Origin of the sequence: Streptomyces sp. NBC_01622 (assembly GCF_045209635.1) — a bacterium.
Lineage (GTDB): Bacteria > Actinomycetota > Actinomycetes > Streptomycetales > Streptomycetaceae > Streptomyces.
The window spans coordinates 9586328-9605883 of the sequence record NZ_CP109293.1 but is presented as its reverse complement, the minus strand read 5'-3'; the positions used below and the strand labels follow the sequence as shown (position 1 = coordinate 9605883).

Annotated in this window: 20 protein-coding genes; 5 read left to right on the top strand and 15 right to left on the bottom strand. The window is 67.7% G+C overall.

Annotation, left to right across the window (positions count from 1 at the left end; genetic code table 11):
• Window positions 1-2: 2 nt before the first annotated feature.
• From OH768_RS44615 to OH768_RS44575, 9 genes are all read right to left on the bottom strand, one after another.
• Window positions 3-1919, bottom strand: a complete 1917-nt coding sequence (locus OH768_RS44615) for an ABC transporter permease subunit (RefSeq protein WP_406462422.1) — start codon at window positions 1917-1919, stop codon at window positions 3-5.
• Between the two features lie 150 nt (window positions 1920-2069).
• Window positions 2070-3296: an ABC transporter substrate-binding protein gene (locus tag OH768_RS44610; RefSeq protein ID WP_406462420.1), complete on the bottom strand. Its 1227-nt coding sequence runs from the start codon at window positions 3294-3296 to the stop codon at window positions 2070-2072.
• A 289-nt stretch (window positions 3297-3585) separates the two neighbouring features.
• A complete protein-coding gene (locus OH768_RS44605) occupies window positions 3586-3972 on the bottom strand; it encodes a nuclear transport factor 2 family protein (protein ID WP_406462419.1) in 387 nt (128 codons plus the stop codon).
• 27 nt (window positions 3973-3999) lie between these two features.
• Window positions 4000-4836, bottom strand: a complete 837-nt coding sequence (locus OH768_RS44600; protein WP_406462418.1) for a mycofactocin-coupled SDR family oxidoreductase — start codon at window positions 4834-4836, stop codon at window positions 4000-4002.
• A 35-nt stretch (window positions 4837-4871) separates the two neighbouring features.
• Window positions 4872-5732: a sugar phosphate isomerase/epimerase family protein gene (locus OH768_RS44595; RefSeq protein ID WP_406462416.1), complete on the bottom strand. Its 861-nt coding sequence runs from the start codon at window positions 5730-5732 to the stop codon at window positions 4872-4874.
• Window positions 5729-6958, bottom strand: coding sequence for an NAD(P)/FAD-dependent oxidoreductase (locus OH768_RS44590; RefSeq protein ID WP_406462414.1), 1230 nt, complete (start codon window positions 6956-6958; stop codon window positions 5729-5731). Before OH768_RS44590 ends, OH768_RS44595 begins: the two co-directional genes overlap by 4 nt.
• Window positions 6959-6962: 4 nt before the next feature.
• Complete coding sequence (locus OH768_RS44585; RefSeq protein WP_406462412.1) at window positions 6963-7151, bottom strand: ferredoxin; 189 nt, start codon at window positions 7149-7151, stop codon at window positions 6963-6965.
• Complete coding sequence (locus OH768_RS44580) at window positions 7148-8269, bottom strand: cytochrome P450 (protein ID WP_406462410.1); 1122 nt, start codon at window positions 8267-8269, stop codon at window positions 7148-7150. The genes OH768_RS44585 and OH768_RS44580 overlap by 4 nt, the downstream gene beginning before the upstream one ends.
• Before the next feature lie 241 nt (window positions 8270-8510).
• A complete protein-coding gene (locus OH768_RS44575) occupies window positions 8511-8828 on the bottom strand; it encodes a muconolactone Delta-isomerase (protein ID WP_406462408.1) in 318 nt (105 codons plus the stop codon).
• Window positions 8829-9059: 231 nt separating this feature from the next.
• Between OH768_RS44575 and OH768_RS44570 the strand changes: the two genes are divergently transcribed.
• Together OH768_RS44570 and OH768_RS44565 are read left to right on the top strand one after the other, a co-directional pair.
• The gene (locus OH768_RS44570; RefSeq protein ID WP_406462407.1) at window positions 9060-10205 is read left to right on the top strand and encodes an epoxide hydrolase family protein; all 1146 of its coding nucleotides are present in this window, start codon (window positions 9060-9062) and stop codon (window positions 10203-10205) included.
• Entirely contained in the window at window positions 10202-11080 is an 879-nt protein-coding gene (locus tag OH768_RS44565; RefSeq protein WP_406462405.1) for an SDR family oxidoreductase, read from the top strand. Before OH768_RS44570 ends, OH768_RS44565 begins: the two co-directional genes overlap by 4 nt.
• A gap of 227 nt (window positions 11081-11307) precedes the next feature.
• Here OH768_RS44565 and OH768_RS44560 read toward each other — a convergent pair whose 3' ends face one another.
• The 6 genes from OH768_RS44560 to OH768_RS44535 all read right to left on the bottom strand — a co-directional run bounded on the left by OH768_RS44560 (window position 11308) and on the right by OH768_RS44535 (window position 16623).
• Window positions 11308-12171 carry an NAD(P)-dependent oxidoreductase gene (locus tag OH768_RS44560; protein ID WP_406462403.1) on the bottom strand — a complete coding sequence of 288 codons (864 nt, stop codon included), beginning with the start codon at window positions 12169-12171 and terminating at the stop codon, window positions 11308-11310.
• Window positions 12172-12269: 98 nt separating this feature from the next.
• Window positions 12270-12659, bottom strand: a complete 390-nt coding sequence (locus OH768_RS44555) for a metal-sulfur cluster assembly factor (RefSeq protein ID WP_406462401.1) — start codon at window positions 12657-12659, stop codon at window positions 12270-12272.
• On the bottom strand, window positions 12640-13746 hold the full coding sequence (locus OH768_RS44550; protein ID WP_406462399.1) for an amidohydrolase family protein: 1107 nt from the start codon (window positions 13744-13746) through the stop codon (window positions 12640-12642). The genes OH768_RS44555 and OH768_RS44550 overlap by 20 nt, the downstream gene beginning before the upstream one ends.
• 92 nt (window positions 13747-13838) lie before the next feature.
• Window positions 13839-14363 (bottom strand): hypothetical protein, encoded by a 525-nt coding sequence (locus OH768_RS44545; RefSeq protein WP_406462398.1) that lies wholly within the window; start codon window positions 14361-14363, stop codon window positions 13839-13841.
• A gap of 13 nt (window positions 14364-14376) precedes the next feature.
• Window positions 14377-15645: an aconitase family protein gene (locus OH768_RS44540; protein WP_406462396.1), complete on the bottom strand. Its 1269-nt coding sequence runs from the start codon at window positions 15643-15645 to the stop codon at window positions 14377-14379.
• 57 nt (window positions 15646-15702) lie between these two features.
• A complete protein-coding gene (locus tag OH768_RS44535; protein ID WP_406462394.1) occupies window positions 15703-16623 on the bottom strand; it encodes an oxaloacetate decarboxylase in 921 nt (306 codons plus the stop codon).
• A gap of 357 nt (window positions 16624-16980) precedes the next feature.
• On the opposite strand from OH768_RS44535, the gene OH768_RS44530 reads away from it, so the two are divergent.
• The 3 genes from OH768_RS44530 (at window position 16981) to OH768_RS44520 (ending at window position 19019) form a co-directional block, all read left to right on the top strand.
• On the top strand, window positions 16981-18354 hold the full coding sequence (locus tag OH768_RS44530) for an FAD-binding oxidoreductase (protein WP_406462392.1): 1374 nt from the start codon (window positions 16981-16983) through the stop codon (window positions 18352-18354).
• A gap of 198 nt (window positions 18355-18552) precedes the next feature.
• On the top strand, window positions 18553-18774 hold the full coding sequence (locus tag OH768_RS44525) for a helix-turn-helix domain-containing protein (protein ID WP_406462391.1): 222 nt from the start codon (window positions 18553-18555) through the stop codon (window positions 18772-18774).
• Entirely contained in the window at window positions 18738-19019 is a 282-nt protein-coding gene (locus tag OH768_RS44520; protein WP_406462389.1) for a winged helix-turn-helix domain-containing protein, read from the top strand. Before OH768_RS44525 ends, OH768_RS44520 begins: the two co-directional genes overlap by 37 nt.
• Window positions 19020-19556: the final 537 nt, after the last annotated feature.

Sequence of the window (19556 nt, the reverse complement as noted above, 5' to 3'; positions counted from 1 at the left end):
CGTCACCTCTCCTCACCTGCCGCGGCATTGGTGAGCACGCTGGGTTCGGCTCCGTGCTCCGCGGCGGGCGCCGTGGTCGGCCTGGCCGCCCTGTCGACGAGCCGGGCCAGTCGGTCGGGGACTCCGCGCATCTCATCGGGAGTGATCGCGTAAAGGAGCGCGAACACACCGAACAGCAACTCGAGGTAGGTGCTGGTGTCGCTGTCGGGGAAGTACGACGGGATCAGCGTGTATCCGGCGCCGGCGAGCACGGCGAACCAAGGCACTCCGCCCGGGTTGATGACCACCAGAGCAAAAAAGGTCAGGGAGAGCAGCGGAGGATATGAGTCCCCTGACACATTGCCCTGTGCGGCACCGGCCAGTGCGCCGCCGACGGCTGCCAGAAAGGCGGACAGGCAGAACACCAGCACTCTGGTGACGTTGACGGATGTCCCGGTGGTGGCCAGTGCCTGCGGACTGTCTGCCAGCGCATGCAGCAGCCGTCCGAGCCGACTGCGGTGGAGCGCGACCATGCCCAGCGTCACCGCGAGCGCCAACGCCAGCACCAGGTAGTAGTACTGCTGATCGTCGAGCGTTCGGTTCCCCAGCGAAGGCCGGGGCACCGTCAGTCCGATGCCTTCTTCGCCGAACATATAGGACTGGGTGTACGACATGAAGGCGAGCAGGATGCCGAAGCCGAACGTGGCGAGGGCCAAGTAGAGCCCGGAGAGCCGGATTGCGGGGATCGCGAGCAGGGCGCCGATCGGGATGGCGACGAGACCGGCGATGACCAGCGCTGCCCCCCAGGGGACGCCGCCGCCCTCCGTGAGATGCGAGAAGGCAGCCGCTCCTATGGCCATGAAGGCGACATGCGCCAGCGAGACCTGCCCGGAGGTCCGGACCAGAAGGCCCAGCGACAGAAAGACGATCGCCGCCGTCAGGAAAAGGGTCCAGTCGGCGATGTGATAATCCGCGAACTCCGGGACGGCGAGCAGGAGGGCGAGCAGGACCGCGCCTCCGGCCAGTTGCACCGGCCACGGCGCTCGCCACGAAGCCCGGTGCGGAGGCCGCAGGGGCTGTGCGGTCAGTCGGCCGCGCCTGGAGAACACCAGGACAACGAAGAGGACCAGGAAAGGCAGCGCGGACGGCAGACCGGCCATGACGCCGGAGGTGAAGTACTTCGTCGCCAGGGCGGAACCGATACCGATCAGCAGCCCTCCGACGTAGGTCATCGGCAGGCTGGTGAACCGCCCGACGGCTGCCGCACCGAACGCCTGGACGATCAGCAGCGTCAGCGTCGTGCTGTTCAGGCTGACCAGTGGCGCGAGCAGGACTCCCGAGACCGATACGAAGCACACCCCGATCACCCAGGCGTACCGGCGCACCATGCCGGGGTTGGTACCTGCGAGATCGAGGAGTTCGGGCCGGTCCACCACAGCCCGCATGGCGACTCCCGTCCGGGCGGTCCGGAAGAAGACGTACAGCCCCACTGTGGCCAGCAGGCCGATCGCCACCACGATCAGGTCGTTCAAGCTCAGCGGGGTTCCCCCGATGGTGAAGGTGGCCGTCGGCAGGAACTGCGGCACGGTCATCGTCGCGGCGGCACCGTAGATCAGGACGACGATCGACTGCACAATCAGCAGCACTCCGACGGTGGAGACGACCCGAACTGCGAGACTCGTTCCGGCCAGTGACCTGGCGAGGCGCTCGAAGAGAAGGCCGAGTACCGGACCTGCGACGAAGACACAGACGAAGGCCGCCAGTGGCCACGGCATGCCGTGCTCGACGTGCAGGGCGTAAAAGAGAAACGCTGACACCGTGGCCAATGCGCCGTGCGCGAAGTTGAAGATGCCCGCCGTCTTGTAGGTGAGCACCAGCCCCACCCCGGCGAGGCCGTAGATCGAGCCGGTGGTGATACCGGCGATGATGAAGGGGATCATTCCAGCCATCCCTTGGTCCCGTGCCTGCCGACGGCACTCGCACGTGGGCGGAGCGGGCTCGTACTACCGGAGCGGGCTCTTGTCGACCCGGTCTCCGCTGGTCTCCGGCGGGAGCACCCGAGCGGTCCGGGTGCTCCCGCCGGACGGTGGTCAGCCGAGCTTGGCGGCCATCGCAGCGACGCTGTCGCCAGGAGCGCAACTGGTCTCAAGACCACGAGGCGCCGTCCACTTCTTGTTCTCGATGGTCGAGACGAACCAGCAGTCGATGAGGGTCGGCTTGTCCTTGGTGAAGGTGAGCGGTGCGCTCAGCCCGCCCAGGGTCTCCCCCTTCATCCCGTACAGCGCGGCCTTGAGCGACGCCGAGTCCACGGTCTTGCCCGACACGGCCTTGGCCGCGGCCTCGAACAGCTTGGCTCCCGTGTAGGCGTAGGTGCCGGAGGCGCCGGACTTGTGCCCGAGGGAGTGCTTCGCCAGCAGGTCCTGGTAGGCCTTGGTCGCTGGGGTCGACGAGTCGAAGTACGGGAAGTTCAGATCGATGTTGACGGTGCCCTGAACACTGTCGTGCGACAGCCAGGTGTCGTCGGCGGTGCCCCCGGTGCTGATGGGCGTCGCCTTGACTCCCTGGGCCGCGCACGCGTCGTGGATACGCAGCGCCACGGCTGAGGCTTGTCCGACACGGTAGGACTGCGCACCGGATTCCTTGATCGCCTGACAGGGCGCCGTGTAGTTGGGTGCCGCGGCCGATACGGACAGGGCGACCGGCACGCTCACTCCGAGCTGCGAGCCGATGGCCTTGGTCACCCCGACGCCGACCTTGCAGGCAGGGGCCTCGGCGCAGTAGAGCATGCTGAACTTGCTGCCCATCTTCTTCGCCTCGAGCACCACGCCGAAGTTCCGTGCGATGGAGTTGGTGCCGGACGGGAAGAAGTCCGGGTTGGTCAGGAACGGGGTGTTGAAGGGCTGGCCGCCGATCACCGGCACGTCGACGGAGGTCACGACGTCGGCCCAGGCGGTGTCCACCAGGCTCATCTGGCCGACCATCGCGACGACCTTGTCCTTCTGGACGAGTTCCTTGGCCGCGGCGATGCCCTTGGCAGCGATTCCGCCGTCGTCCTTGACGATCAGCTTCACTTTCTTCCCGCCGATGCCGCCGGCCGCGTTGAGGTCCTTCGCCCACGCTTCGACGACGTCCCGGCTCGGCCCGATGTTCGACGACTGCGGGCCGGTGTACGACCCGATGTTGCCTATCACGATCTGGCCGGCCCCGGAGCCGTCACCGGACGAGCCGGCGCTGCTGCCGCCTGTACCGCAGCCGGCAGCGGCGAGGACCCCGGCCAGCGCGAGGACTGCGAATGGGGTACCTCGACGTGCGCCCATATCTCTCTCCTGCTTGCATGTTGTGTACCTCTTTGCGGAACAACGTTCTTTCTTCCAGAACACCATGTCGGCCTGAATCTGCCGATGTCAATACATGAGCAAGGACATTCCTCGCGTTCTGGTGAACCCGGGTCGGCAGGCCGCGCGGCGCCATACCGGGTGCTGCCGACCAGCCGGACGGCGCCGGGGCATGCCGGGTCGGCGCGTGGCGCGGCGGCGGCTCGACGTGTGGCGCGGGGCCGGGACCCCGGGCAGAGGCCAGCGAGGATGAGAGCCTTGGGACGGAGCCCTAGAACATGGTGTTGTCGTTCTGCGCCTTGCTCGGCACCGGCTGGATGACGTCCCAGTGCTCCACGAGCCTGCCGTCGCGCACCCGGAAGATGTCGACCACCGCCAGTCCGGCGTCACCCGGTTCAGCGCGTACGTGGTGGTGCACGGCGACGAGATCGCCGTCCGCCAGCACCCGCTTGATCTCGGTCGACCAGTCCGGGTGCCTGGCGAACAGAGCGTCGATGGCCTCGACGAGCTGCGAGGCGGGGCCGGAGGCGACCCCCGGATTGTGCTGGATATAGCCCTCGGAGCCGATATAGCGCGCGGCCGCGGCCGCGGGGTCCTTCTTGACCAGCAGGAGGTCGAAGAAGTCGAGTACGGTCTGCTTGGTGTCCGTGTTGGGCATTGCTGTCCTTCGCAGGTCCTCGCTCCGTTACTTGACCAGAGCGCCGTTGTCGACGGGAAGCGCGACCCCGGTGATACACCTGGCCTCGTCGGAGACCAGGAAGAGCAGGGCGTTGCTGATGTCCTCGGGCTCCACCCAAGGGCGTGGCAGCACTCCGGTGCGCTGCGACGCTGCCGCGAAATCGTCCTTGGTCGGTTCCTCCAGATCCGGCCGGAACAGTTTCCAGGACTTCTCGTTCATGATCATCGGCGTGTTGACCTGCGTGGGCAGGATGGCGTTGACCCGGATGTCGTGCGGCCCCAGTTCGATCGCCAGGGACCGCATCAGCCCTATTCCGGCGTGCTTTGCCGATACGTAGTGGCTGATGTTCGCGTAGGCGCGCAGCCCCGTCACCGAGCTGTTGATCACGACGCTGCCGCCGCGTCCGCCGGCGATGACATGGGGTACGGCGGCTTTGCAGGTGTGCCAGACGCCGGTGAGGTTGACGCCCAGCATGAGCTGCCACTCCTCTTCGGGTATGTCATGTGCCAGGTACTGCCGTGAGCCGATTCCCGCGTTGGCGCAGACGATGTCCAGGCCGCCGAGCTCGGCCGCCCCCGCGTCAACGGCCTCCTTGAGCGCCGGGTAGTCGCGGACGTCCGCCTGCACGGCTTTGGCGCGGCGGCCCGCCTTCCGGACGAGCCGGACGGTCTCCGCCAGCTCGTCCGAGGTCCCGCCCTTGTAGTTGCGGCCCGGCATGTCCTCGCAGACATCGGCCGCGATGATGTCCGCGCCCTCCTCCGCCAGCCGGACGGCGAAGGCACGACCCTGCCCCCGGGCTGCCCCGGTGATCAGCGCGATCTTTCCCTCGATCCTGCCTGCCATCGTGCTCCTCCCTCCCTGTTCGTTCTACGAAGCCTTCACCGCGTCCCGGCGAGCGTGCGGCTGATCAGCGCCCGGCTGCGGTCACCGGCCAGCCGCGCCGCGGCCACGGCGGGCATCGCCTCAAGCGCCGGGTGGATGACCTCGGGGCCGACCTCCCTGAGCGCGCCGATCCGGTGCAGAACGGCCACGACCCGGGGAAGGTCGAACGAGCCGTCCCCTGGCACCGACCTGCGCCTGGTGTCCTGCAGCAGCGTGCCGTGCACGTCGGCCGGGGCGTCGGAGAGCTGGACGGCGAACACCCGCTCGCCCGGGATCCGGCCGAGCAGCCGGAAGTCCGGCGTTCCCCGGAAGAAGTGCCAGGTGTCGAAGAGCAGGCCCCCGTTGTCCCGGTCGGCGCTCTTGACGATGCGCCATGCCGCCGCGAGGTCGGGGACGGCCGTCATGGGGATGAACTCCAGCTGGACCCGCACACCGAGGTCCGACGCCCGGTCGCACAGGCGGCCGTAAGCCTCGGCGAACTCGGTCGCGGGCGTGTCACCGCCCGGACCCACGTTCGCCATCGCACTCATCGCCTCGGCACCCAGCGCCTCGCACATCCGCAGCGCGTCGTCCATCGAGAAGGCGGCGAACGAGGACGCCCCGGTGGGCACCCCCTGGTACCAGTTCATCACCGGATCGAGAACGATCCCCAGGCCCGCGTCCCGGATCATCCGGCCCAACTCACCCGCCCGGATCCCGGCCGACTCGGCCCGGGCCACATCGGGCGGGCTGAGGCTGATCCGCTGGTACCCCGCCGCCGTCGCCGCCTCCACCCGCGAGGTGATCGGACTGTCCAGGCCGATGGTGCCCGCCCACAGCGTCCATGCGATCTCCGAGGGCTGCGGTTGCCGGGTCATCTGGTCCGCACCGCTTCCGACGCGTCCCTCTGCCGCGCGGCGAGTCCACGGCGCAGGGCCAAGAAGTCACGTGCGGCTCCGACGGCCGTAGCACCGGCCGCCCCTTCTCCGTCCAGATAGCGGTAGAGCATGCCGTTGCCGTCGGAGCCGGGAACGGCCTCGACACGCAGGCCGGGTGCGCTGCGACCGATGTGCTGGATTCGGACGCCGTGCTGGTCCGACCAGACATAGCCGTCACAGACGTACGGCACCGAAGACCCGGGCTCGGTCAGGTTGCGGGCCACCACGGCCGCCTGCTCGCAGGCGGCCGTCCAGTGCTCAACGCGCTCGTGGCCGCCAAGCCGGTCGTTCCCCCAGCGCGCGGCGTCACCGGCGACGTAGACGCCGTCGGCCCCCTCCGCCGCCAGGTCCGGGCCGCAGCGCACGCCGTCGGCGATGTCAAGGCCTGAGCCCGCCAGCCAGGCCGTGTCCGGTACGGTGCCGATCCCGACGACGACCACGTCGGCCGGAACGACCGAACCGTCGTCCAGCTCCAGGGCCTCGACTCGGCCCCCGCCAAGATGACCGCGAACCGCATGCCCGCACCTGACCTCGACTCCATGGTCATGATGCAGGCGGAGTACCGCCTCGGACACCTCGGGCGGCATCAGCCGGGCCAGGATGCGCTCGGCCGCCTCGACCACCGTCACCTCCAAGCCGAGCCGGCGAGCGCTGGACGCCACCTCGCCGCCGATGAAGCCACCGCCGACGACCGCCACGCGCGGCCTGTCGGCGAACGCGGCCCGCAGTGCGACGGCGTCCGCACGGGTCCGCAAATAGTGGACACCTTGGACACCTTCAAGACCGGGGAGCCTGACGGGCCGGGACCCGGTCGCGATGATCAATCGGCCGAAGGGGACGGATGCCCCTCCGCGCAGACCGACGTGGCGCCGCGCCAGGTCAAGTCCCACCGCCTCGCAGCCGGGGCGGTAGTCGACCGCGAGTTGCCGCAACTGCGCGGGCGAGGCCAGGACCACGGGCTCGTCCAGACCGCCGGTCAGCAGGTCCTTCGACAGTGCCGGCTTGTCGTAGGGCGGTGCCGCCTCCCGGTCGAGCAGCACGATCTCGTCCGAGCAGCCCCGGGCGCGTAGCGACTGCACCGCACGCACACCCGCGACCGAGGCGCCGACGACGACGATGCGGTCGCCAGCGGCGGGATCGTGCCCGGTTCCCATGGCAGTAGTCATCCGGCTACTCCACCGTGATGATCTGCGCCGGACAGGCGTGCGCCGCGGAACGCACGGCGTCCTCCTGCTCGGAGGGCGGCGGGTCGTCGAGCAGCACGACAAACCCGTCGTCGTCCTGGTCGAAGACATCGGGTGCGGCGAACACGCAGTTCCCCGCGCCGATGCATTTGTCCCGGTCGATCGTGATCTTCATTCGGCACTCCCCCAGGTCACCGGCAGCTCGTGCACTCCATAGGTGATCATTTCGTCCCGGAAGCGGAGTTCGTGCTCTGCCGCCGTGACCCGGAGGTCCGGGAAACGGCGCAGCAGCGCCGGGATGGCGACCTGCAGCTCAAGACGGGCAAGCGGCTGCCCGAGGCACTGGTGCACACCGAAGCCGAAGGCCAGGTGGTGGTTGGCGGTCCGGTGGATGTCCAGGTTGTCCGGCTCGGCGAACAGCGCCGGGTCGCGGTTCGCGGACGGTTCGGAGGCGATCACCCCCTCCCCGGCGCGGATACGCACCCCGGCGACCTCCACGTCCTCGGTGGCAACGCGCCTGCGCCCGGTGTGCACGATGGTCAGCAGCCGCAGCAGTTCCTCCACGGCGCTGGTCACGGTCGCGTCATCCCCGTCTCGTACCGCGGCTGCCTGCTCGGGGTGGTTCAGTAGCGTGAGCGTGCCGAGCCCGATCATGTGGGCGGTCGTCTCATGCCCTCCGACGAGCAGGAGGAGGGCCATCGAGACGGCGTCGCGGCGGGTGAGCTCCCCGGTGCGTATATAGGTGGTGGCCAGGCGGCTCAGCAGGTCATCGCCGGGATCGCGCTCCTTCTCGGCGATCAGCTTGTCGAGGTAGGCGCGCAGTTCGTTGTCAGCCCGCCTACCGACGTCCGGAGGCGAGGTCACGTCGAAGAGCGCCTTGCTCTGTTCCTGCCAGAACGCGCTGTCCTCGTAGGGCACCCCCAGTATCCGGCAGACGACAATCGACGGCAGAGCCAGCGCGAACGCCTCGATCAGGTCGACCGGTTGAGGCGCCGCCGCCATACCGTCGAGCAGTTCCGCCACGGTGGCCTCGACCATCGGCCGCATTGACGCGACGTTCCGTACCGCGAACTCCGCGGTCAGCATCCGGCGGTATCGCGCGTGCTCAGGGTCGTCCATCGCGACGAACCAGGGCCCGCGCTCCCGGCTGATCTTCACGGCCTCGGAACTCACGGGGTAGCCGGGACGGCTGGCGTCGGCACTGAAACGCGCGTCGGACAGGACGGCCCGCACATCGTCGTAGCGGGTCACCAGCCACGGGGTCGTGCCGTCCCAGATCCTGACCCTCGACACCGGCCGTCCAGCGCGCAGCTGAGCCAGTTCCGCGGGAGGGTGGTGGGGGCACTGCCTGTTCATCGGATATGCAGGGGGCTCGTCCACCGAAGTCCCGGGATCCGTCGTCCACGTCGCCATGGTGACCTCCGCAGTGGGTTGGGAATGGGCGATGAACCGCAACCTAACAACAACGCCAACGTTCCGCTAGACAGGAGAATGTTCTGCTTGGCGGACACATAGGGCGCCCACTGCTCTCCCCTCAGTCAGAGCGGTCGGCCGCAGGCCGCGGTTCATGGCTCGTCGGGTCGATGGGGTGCTCGGCCAGCGCCTCCACCTCGACTTCCGCGCAGTAGGGGTAAACGGGCAGGGAGGAGATGATGTCGTGCAGTTCGGTGGCGTGCTTGACCCGCCACAGCAGCAGGGCCTCCACCCGCCCGGGGATACGCCAAGCACGCAAGAGATGCCCGGAGGCTCTCAGTGCGGCGCCCCGTTCTCGCTCCTCACGCATGATGGCCGCCTTGAGGCCGGCGTCGATGTCAGACGGGAAGCGCACGCGTACGCGCACCAGGAACTCCATGGTCCTCACCTTGCTTCGACATAGCGGTTGAGGCGGCCGGGCCGAGATTGCGAACCAGACCGCGAAGTCTTTGTTACAGAATGAGGATCTGCTATACAGAACGCAACATAGGAGCGACGCGGATCGGTGTCAACGCGTATCCGTTCCCCACGGTCCCGGTGGAGGCACGCACTTCGCGGTCGGCCTCACCAGGCAGGACCGGCCGGGGCATCGGGCACACAGGAGGTAGTGGTGCTGGAGCGCTTCGAGATACACGTCAGCGACGCCGACGTCGACGACCTGCGACGACGGCTCCAGGCGACCAGGCTCCCCGGCGACCTGGCCAACGACGACTGGCGCTATGGCACGAGCCGCGCATACCTTCAGGACTTCCTCACCGCCTGGCGCGACGACTACGACTGGCGTGCGCACGAGCGGGCGATGAACGCGTACACCCACTACCGCGTCGCTCTCTCCGGCCAGAACCTGCACTTCCTCCATGTCCCGTGCCCGGGAGGGCTGCCGCTCCTGCTCGTCGGCGGCTGGCCCCAGACCTTCTGGGACTTCGCCGATGTCCTGCCCCTGCTTGAGGGCTTCGAGCTGGTGGTGCCTGACCTGCCAGGACACGGGTTCTCCACACCGCTGCACGGCCCGGGGACCGGGTTCATCCAGACGGCAGACATGTTCCACCACCTCATGACCGAGGTCCTGGGGCACCGGCGGTACGGCATCTACGGGATGGACTGGGGCGCGCTCATCGGCGAACAGCTGGCCCACAAGCACCCGGACGTCGTCTGCGGACTGCACACGTCGATGCCGGTCCCGCTCGGCTGGTCACCGGCCGAGCGCAGACGTGACCCGGCCCAGTGGACGCCCGAGGAGCAGTCGCGACGGGATGCCGCAGACGAGCAGGTCACTCGTGGGAGCGGATACCTGCACATGCAGACCACCCGCCCGCAGACAGTCGCCTACCTCATCGACTCCCCAGCGGCGACAGCGGCGTGGCTGATCGACCGGGTGCACGCCTGGACCGATCACGGCGGACAACTCAACGACGCCTATCCGCTGGAGCGCCTGCTCACCACGGTCTCCCTCTACTGGTTCACCGGCACGCTGGCCACAGCTGCGCGGTTCTACGCCGAGAGCGCCAGTCAGGGATGGCAGCCCGTGAGCACCCGCCAGCCGGTGATCCCCGTGCCCACCGCGGTGGCGGCCTACCCCAAAGAGGGCGGCGCCTACCCCAGGAAATGGGTCGAGCAGTACTTCAACCTCGACCGCTACACGGTCATGGAGCGGGGCGGCCACTTCCCGCCGGTGGAGAACCCGAAGAGCCTCGGCACCGACATCGCTCGCTTCTTCCACGACTTGGACAAGCGCACAGCTGCACGGAACGGATGACCGCGATCTGCGCGCGGCCCACGGCAGGTGTGCATCAACTTGGCTCTCGTCGAGCCACGGAAAGGGGAACCACTATGGAGCTCGGCCTTACGGGCAAGGTCGCTGTCGTGTCCGGCGGCAGCAAGGGGATAGGTCGGGAGATCGCTCGCCGGCTGGCCGCGGAAGGAGCGCACGTGGTCGCGGTCGCGCGCGGGGCGGAGGCACTGCGGGCGACCACCGAGGAGATCAGGTCAGCGGGTGGAAGTATCCGCTCGGTGGCCGCCGACATGACCGCACCCGCGGACATCGCACGTGTGGTGGACGTAGCGATGGCCGAGTTCGGTCAGGTGGACATCGTGGTGTCGAATGTGCATCCTCTGCACCGGCAGGGGTTCGACGCTGCGAGCGACACCGACTTCACCAGCGAGTTCGAGTCGATGGTCATGAGCATCGTGCGGCTGATCCGAGCAGTTCTGCCACTTATGAAGGACCGCCGGAGCGGGCGGCTGATCAATATTGGTTCCGTCACCATGAAGGGCCCGACCTTCGGATTTCCGATGATCCTCTCCCATGTCATGCGCCCGGCGGTGGTCGGGCTGAACAAGTCGCTCGCCAACGAGCTCGGCGCATACGGGATCACGGTGAACAACATCGCGGTGGGGTCCATCAAGACGGAACGGGCCCGGGACGCCTACGCGGAGCGCACTGGCTCGTCGGCAGGCAGCTACGCGGAACTGGAGAAGGCCCGTGTGGCGGAACTCGCGATCCCGATGGGACGTATGGGCGATCCGCAGGACGTGGCCGACCTGGCCGTCTTTCTCGCTTCCGATCTGGCGGGCTACATCACCGGGCAGACGATCGCGGTCGACGGCGGCCGGACGGGCGGCCTCTTCTGACGTTCTCCGCTGATGCGCGGCCATGAATGCGCCGCAGCTCGCCCCCGGTTCCCCGTGAAGACGGCACCGGACACTCGCATCGCCGGCTGCCCACCTGCCCGCCGATCCGCTCCGCCGATCGCCGAGGAGGTGGGAACGGGGTCGCCCATCGCGGGCCGGACAGCCTCAGCCGTCACATTACGGCGCCTACCTGGTCGGCCGGGGATGACACCGCGCGGTCTCCGCCCTTACGGGCGCGTTTGCCGGCTTCGGGATATCGGTGTCGCACCCAGGCCCATCACGTCAGTGATCGTCTCACGCGTGAAGGAGATCATCGGCACCTCAATTTTGTGTGCGCGCGCCAGCGCCAGGGCTGCCTCAAGATCCTTGGTCATCACCGAGCTCAGCCGAAGGCGCTTCTGAGCTTCATCGGGATCGCTCTCGGGATCGCCCGGAAGTGTGGCCGCCATGAGCGGGCCGCCCACGCTTTCCGTGCTTTCCCGGAAGACGCGGTCGAGTGCGTGAACGTCCAGACCGTACGCGCGGGCGAGCCCGGCGCCTTCATGGCCGGCTCGTAGCGTCGCATGGAAAACGGCGTTATATATGATCTTTCCCGCCATGCCCGCGCCCGGCCCGCCAAGATGCGCCACTCGCCGTGCAAAGCCATCGAAGACCGGCATGACGCGGGCAAGTTCCTCGTCCTGGGCGCCAACAAGGCAAATCAGGCCGTTCTCGCCGGCCTTCCGCCCGCCCACGACACCGCTGTCGATCAGCGCGACGCCGGCGCTGTCGGTCAGCGCGCGGATGGCGTCGAGGTCCTCAAGCGCGACGGTAGCCACCAAGATCACGCTTACCCCCGGCCGTGCGGCCCTCAACACGCCATCTGGGCCGCTCAGCACGTCGAGCGTCTGGGGCGCGTCCACCACCGCGATGATCACCACGTCGCTCTGCCGGGCGACCTCCGCCGGCGAGGCGGCGACAGTGGGCACCCCCTCGAGCCTGTCCGCCGCATCATCGTGGAGGTCATAGACAGCGGCGAGCCGACCCGCGCGTGCCAGGCACACGGCGATGCCCCCACCGATCTGGCCGAGACCGATCACACCGGCCTTCATCGGCAATCCTCCTTGAGGGATGTATTCAGGATTCGCGCAAGCCCGGGATACGTAGGGGACTCTCGGGCGGGATCCAGCGAATTCCTCGGTGCCGACCGCTACAGCGGTGTCAGCGGCAGTGCCGTACGACCCTCACGGACGACCCTCCACCGCTGCATCTTCGCCGTCGTCTCGGCCGTCATGCGGTCAGGCGACCACAGCTCCTCGCCGACGATGTCCACTTCCACGCCCGTGATGCCCTCCACGCCCAGCACGGCGTCCCGCACGCTCGTCATGATGTCCACGAGATAGATGCAGACGGGGTCGTCGAGCAGCAGCCGGACCACGGCCCGGCCCGTGTCGTCGACCACCACACCGTGGACCATGCCCAGGTCGACGAAGCTGAGCCGGGTGCCGTTGTGGACACTGCACGGGTCGAGCACCTCCCCCAGCTTCGCCCACACGGCCCGCAGGACCGCCGGGTCGCCGTCAGCTGTTCCGGTTGGCATCTTCGCCCCCAGCTCCGAGACGGGCACGTACGTTTGACCAGGGCGCCTCCAGGCCGTGCGCCTGGCGCTTCGACACCTGGTCTCCGGAGATCCTCGTCCGGAACTCGGCCGGGTCGATGCCGTGCATGCGCAGGTAATTCAGTCCGAGAATCTTCTCCTTCACCTCGTCGGTGACCTGCGGCATGCCGAACCCGGTGACGAGGTCGTCCGGCATCTGGAAGTCGAGGAAGGATTGCAGGGCGAGCAGCGGGTGGAACAGTGAGAAACCGCTCGCATACAGGATCCGGTCGGCGGCGCCCGCCCGCAGCAGCGCGCCAAGGAACTCCGCGAAACGGCGCGGCTGCCTGGTCTGGATGGCGAACGACGTCTCAAGGTTGAAATAACAGTTGGGCTGGGTGGACGCCAGGAAGGCCGTCTCCTGCACAAAGGCCATGCCCGAGTGGACGACCTCGAATTTCATCTCCGGAAAAGTCGCGCAGGCGTGCGGGAAGTCGCCGACGCCGTACGGCTCGTAATTGACCGGGCCGATGGGGATGGCCTTGTGCGAGGCGATGACCCGCACCCCCCGCTCGATCGCTCGCTCGATCATCGGGAAGGCATGCTTCTCGTCGTCCATCCGGCTCGGTAGCGTGGCCCCGCGCTCGTAGCGTGCGGCGTAGAGCTTCAGCCCAGTGGCGCCGAGATCGACCAACCGGTCAACCTCGTCCCTGATCTCCTGAGCCGTCTCGAACGCCCACGGGTTGATCCCGGCGTAGACGATGACCCGGTCCGGATAACGTGCGAGCAGCTCGAAGCCCTTCCCGGTGGCCGAGTGGCCGTCCTTGAAGAAATCGAATATAGGTGTTCCGTGGTAGGAGACAAAGTCGATCCCTGTCTCGAAGAACAGGGCTTCGGAGATGTCCTGACTCTGCCAGTCCTGTTTGAATTCCTGCTCGCTCAGACGCAGATCAGGACGATCAGCCGTCATTCCCTGATGGAAGGCCCAGGAGCCGGCCACGATCCGCTGGGATTCCTCGGCGGCGAAGTTCTCGGGAATCCAGTTGTAGGCATGAGCCGTGGCATCCGCGATGATGATGTCGTTGAGCATGTGGGTCCTTTCTCGTCTGTACTCGCCGGTCCGCGCAGGGACTCGGGAACGCCCTCCATCGGAGCTTCGAGCCTCCCGAGATGTGAGTGGGGTCAGGCTCGTGTCGTTGCCCCGCGTACCGTCTGGACCGCCCAGGGGGTCGATCCGCCCGCCCGGAAGATGCTTCTGATCAGCTCGGGCGGTGGCGTCAGCCGGAGTTCCCGTCCGGTCGTCTCGTTGCGGAACTCTCCGGTGTCGAGGTCGATGCGTATTTCGTCCCCGGTTTGCACGGCCTCGGCGAGTTCCCCGTAGGTCCACGAGACCAGGCCCAGGTCCGTCGCCGCGCGGAAGAACATGCCGTTGATGCTCTGGGCGAAGGCTGCCCCCACCCCGGCGGTGAGGCATGCGTTGATCGCCGCGCCGAAGTAGTGGGCGTGCCCGGAACCGAAGTTGCTCCCGGCGACCAGCACATCTCCCTTGCGGACCGATGATGCGAAGTCGGGTTCCACGTCCTCCAGCAGATGCGACGCGCATTGCGCCCAGTCACGTCGCATACCGATCTTGTCGTACCGGGCCGGAACGAGGTCGGTGGCACCGATGCCGTCGCCCAGCTTCCACACGTTGCCGTGGATCTCCACGCTCTCCCACCTTTCAGTCGAGACAGTCCGCGGGTCCGGTCAGTCGGCCTGCCGCCGCCGATGCCGCGACCACGGCGGCGCTGCCCAGGTAGATCTCGGCCGAGGCACTGCCCATCCGGCCGGCCACGTTCTCCACGGACGCGCTGACGCATCGCTCTCCGTCGGCGAGCTTCAGCGGGGACGCGTTTCCGTGGTAGCAGGCACCGCAGCCCGGCCTGGTCACCGTGGCTCCCGCGGACTCGAAGACCTGGAGGATCCCCGCCTCCTCAGCCTGCTGCGCGACAGTCGCCGAGATCGGCGTCACCACCATGCGGACATCGGGGTGGACGCGTCTGTTCCGAAGGATCTCGGCGGCCAGGCTCAGGTCCTCGAATCGACCGCTTGCGCAGGAGCCTATGTACGCCGCGGTGACGGTCAGACCTGCGAGCTCGCTGACCGGGCGGATGAGGTCGATGTCATGGGGACCTGAGACCAGCGGCTCGAAGTCGCCGAGGTCGTAGTCGAAGGTGTCCGAGTACTCGGCGTCCGGATCCGGCGCCACGGGCGTGAAGGGCCCACGGGCCCGGGGCGCGAGATACTCCTGGAGAACGCGGTCGGCGGGGAAGACGATCGTCTGCGCGCCCATCTGGATGGAACCGTTCGCGATGGCCATCCGCACGTCCACGGGCAGGCTTTCCACCCCAGGCCCGGAGACTTCGACGACGCGGCCGCCGATGACGCCTCCGAGGTCCTTGATCAAGCGGTAGACCACGTCCTTGCCGAGCACGCCGCGGGGCAGCCGACCATGCAGGCGGAGGGACACGCACTCGGGAACGACCTGCCAGAGCCGGCCGGTCAGTACGACGCTCGTGGTGCCCGAGGACAACGTGGGGATGGTGAAGCAGTTCATCGCCCCCATCGTCGCGGCCTGCGTGTCCGCACCCAGGCTCACGGTTCCGGGCAGCACCCAGCCTTCTTCCACCGGGACCTGATGGGACAGCCCGTTGCGGCCCACGTCGTAGATGTTCTCCTCCGGAATCCCCTGTTCCTTAGCGAACTGGCGGATCTTGGGATGCTTGCGGACCGCTCCCGAGGGCAGCCAGTCCTCGAAGAAGTGGTCGAAGCAGAAGACGATCCGCCGCGGGTCCCACACCTTGAGCTGGTTGTCGTTGATGAAGTCGATGAAGCGTTCCGTGTCGGGGACCGCCAGGACGTCCACCTCGGCGGTGATGACATCCCCGGCGTCCACGGACTGCGCCGACGCCGCCTTGGCCAGTATTTTTGCCGTCATCGTCCGGCCCATGATCTGGTGTTCCTCTCTCGTGCCCGCACTTTGCGCGTGACGCGTACGACCCGCTGTTCAGTCGACGTCCGGTCCCAGCCTTCGCTGTGTCTCGGCGGCCGACTCGGCGCCGAGAAGTTTCAGCAGCCCCACGCCTACGACCCGCTCGTCCTTCGGGTTGTCGGTGAAGTAGGCGGCGCTGGTGCCGTCCCGCAAGGACCGCACCAAGGCCGCCCGAATCGCCGTTGCCGCCGCCTGCAGGCTGGCGGTCGGCAGGACCACGACCCGGTAGCCGACCGAAATCATGTCCTGCACAGTGCGGCCCGGCGGCAACGTCATGGCGACGGCCGGACCATCGACCTCTGCGCAGAATCGTTCGTGCCATCGCATCTGCTCATCCGCGCTGAGCGAGCTCATGGGCGTCCCGTCAACGACCTTGAGCGGGGAAAGTGCGATATCCGCACCAGCCTCCAGGTACAGGTTCAAGCGTCGCACGACCTCGTCGAAGGTCTTCTCGTAGGCGTCGGTCCTGCCAATGATGGCGAAGTCCGGGTCGCGTCGGGCCTCTACCGCCGCGCGGATCCGGCGTACCGCGACCCGAGCATCCAGCACGTCGGGCGAACCGAGCAGCGGGCACTTCTTGGGATCGGTCTGGTCCTCGATCTGGATGCCGGCGACACCGGCCCTCTCGAACTCGTGGACCGTCCGTCCGATGTTGACGACATCGCCGTAGCCGGTGTCCACGTCGCAGAGCACGGGGATGTCGACGGCAGCCGCGATACGGGCGGCGTGTGCGGCCATCTCCGTCCTGGTGATGAGACCGATGTCCGCGCTGCCGAGCTGCGTCGCCTCCACCGCGAGGCCGCTGATGTAGGCGACCTTGTATCCCGCGTCCTCGGCGAGACGGGCGGAGAGGGCGTCGAAGCATCCGGCGGCATGGACCGGCCCCGCCCGCAATTCCGCGCGAAGGCGGCTCGGCATGCTCACCTGTGCTGACATGTGTCCTGACGCATCCTTCACTAACAGCCATTACATGTTTACAGAACTACGATCCGCTATGCAGAACGAAAGTACCGCCCTCCATGCAGCCGGTCAAGGATGGCGATCGGCAATGTCCACGACACACCCCAAGTCGCAACCCTCCATCGGCAACCGACGAGCCGCTCAGGCCGGACGTGACCGAGATACCTCGATGTTCCTTATAACAGAACGTCGATCTGGTTGACAGGAGATCCGACTGCGTGTGGACTTCCGGTCAGAACCCACCCGAGGCGGTAAGGAGTGACAGTGACGTCCACAGGGACATCTAGAGTCGGGCGCTTTGACGATCTCTCCCAGCGTCTTCGCGGTGAGGTAGTGCCGCCTGGTCACCCTTCCTACCTCGGCGCCAGTCACCTCGCCAGCGCGCGCAACATCCGGCGGCCCGCCGCGCTCGCCCGGTGCACCGGCGTCGCCGACGTCATCGCCGCGGTCCGTTTCGCGCGGGAACACGACATCCCGTTCTCCGTCCTGGCCGGCGGGCACGAGGTCGACGGATGGGGGCTGCAGGATGATGTGCTCGCCATCGACCTCACCCCGATGAACGGCGTCCTGGCCGACCCGAGAACGCTCCGTGGCACGGTCCAGGCGGGAGCCCGCCTGGGCATCATGGACCGCGAGACCGCGGTCCAAGGAACGGTCGTACCGGCCGGAACCGTGTCCGACACCGGCGTCGCCGGCCTGACGCTCGGCGGCGGATTCGGCTGGCTCACGCGGAAGTACGGCGCCACCATCGACAGCCTGATCGCTGTCGACGCCGTCACCGTGGACGGCGAGACCGTCCGAGCCAGCGCCGATGAGAACCCCGACCTCTTCTGGGGTATGCGCGGCGGCGGCGGCAACTTCGCCATCGCGACCTCGTTCGAATTCGAGCTCCACCGCCAGGATCCGGTGGTGCTCGCGGGAACGCTGGCGCACTCCGGGGAGGACGCCCCGGGCTTCCTCCGCTACTGGCGGGACTTCATGATGAGCGCGCCCGACGAAGTCGGTGCGATGGCCATCGTCATGCGCGCCAAGGAGCCCAACTTCCCCGCCGAGCTGAAGGACAAGCTCGTGCTGGCGACGATCTTCTCCTACGCCGGAGACCCATACAAAGGCGAGCGCGTACTCGAACCCGTACGGGCATGGGGCAAGCCCCTCGCGGACACCATTCGCCCCATGCTGTTCACCGATCTCCAGCAGGTCTTCGAAGGCCCCCTGCTCCCCCAGAACGAGAGGAGGACCTATCAGAACTCAGGGTTCGTGCCCGAGATGACGGACGCGTTCATCGATGAGGCCCTGGACATCATGCACGCCTCTCCCGTGGCCCGCCCCGGCGACACCGATGTCGTCATCCTCCCCATCTCCGCGATGGGCGGGGCACTCCACCGCTTCCCCGACGACGGCGCGGCGATGCCGCGAGGCGATGCCCAGTTCTACTGGGAGGCGCTGGCCAGCCACCGCAGTCAGGCCGACGACGCCATCTGGTCCGACTATGTCAAGGACACGATCACACCGAGGCTGCGCAGGCTGAGCGGCCCTCGCGCCTACCTGAACCACAACAACGTCCGCCCGGGCGACGATGAATTCATACGCTGGGCGTACGGCCCCGACAAGTACCAACGGCTCGCGGCCCTCAAGCACACATGGGACCCGAGCAACATCCTCCGCTACAACAAGAACATCAAGCCTGCCCGTCCCCACGGCCACTGATCGGTAACCGCGACTGCGCCGGTGGGGAAGCCGGGACCCCGCCATCGCCGTTGCGGATACCGAGGAAGGCCCCACCGACACGCCAAGTACGGAGTCAACCCGCCGTATTGGCAGACTGCGCGGGGCGAAGTCGTCGACACCGATCGCGCGGGGCACCCGCCTTCTGGGCTGCAGTGGTCGTCGCGGTAGGTCGGTTGTATGAGGTCTCCGCGAGGCGGCGGGCTGGCCGCGGAGCGGCGGGCATTTCGCGAGGGTATCCACACGCAGGCGGCCGGGCTATTTGCCCAAGGGTTCAACAATGCCGCAGTCGCACGGGCGTTGCGTGTCAGCGTGGGGTCGGTGCAGCGGTGGCACCGGGTGTGGGAACACGCAGGAGAGCAAGGTTGCGCTCGAAGGCGCCAGCATCCAGACCCAAGCTGAGCGAGGCGCTGCCAGTGGTGCTGGAACGGGAGCCGGCCAAGGGACTGGTAGCGCACGGCTGGCCGGACCGGAACTGGACGCCGGCGCGGATCAAGACGCTGATCGGACGACGGTTCCACGGGAGCCTGACGCTCTCCGCCGTCGCGCAGATGCCACACCGGCACGGCTTCAGCCACCACGTCCCGGCGAGGCGCGCGCTGGAGCGCAACGAGGAAGTCGTCACCGGCTGGGTGAAGGAGACCTGAGCCGACGTGGAACCGCCGTGGCGGCGCTCGGGGCATGGCTGTGCTTCGAACACGAAGCCGACTTCTCTATGACGCCTCGCACCGCCCGCATCTGAGCCAGGCGCGGACACACGCCGACGAACGATCGCATCTGATCTACCACCCCAAGCGGCATGTGGATCACAAGCGGGGCGGGCGGCGCAGTTTCAGCTGAACCGATTACCGTGGTTTGCTCATCGCTGCCCACCAGCAGATCGGTGCCCCGATCGTGCTCGTCTGGGTCACCTGTGAGACTCGTGGATGCCTCGCCGGAACCGGACTCCCCATGACGACATCAGGCCAGCAAGCTCAGTAGCAGCTGGTCGGCAGCGGTATCTCCGCCCCCGGCCGCTGGCATCGTCTGAGGGGCTGTTCCTGAGCGCTGTTGGCCGTTCCACGCCGACTTCGGCGAGGGTGGCACGGTGGGGCTGGGTGAGTTCGTCACAGCGACTCTTGGCGTTGCCCATGAACACGCCCAGCCCGACGGTGACGCTGGTGCGGCCGCACCGTCGATTGGCG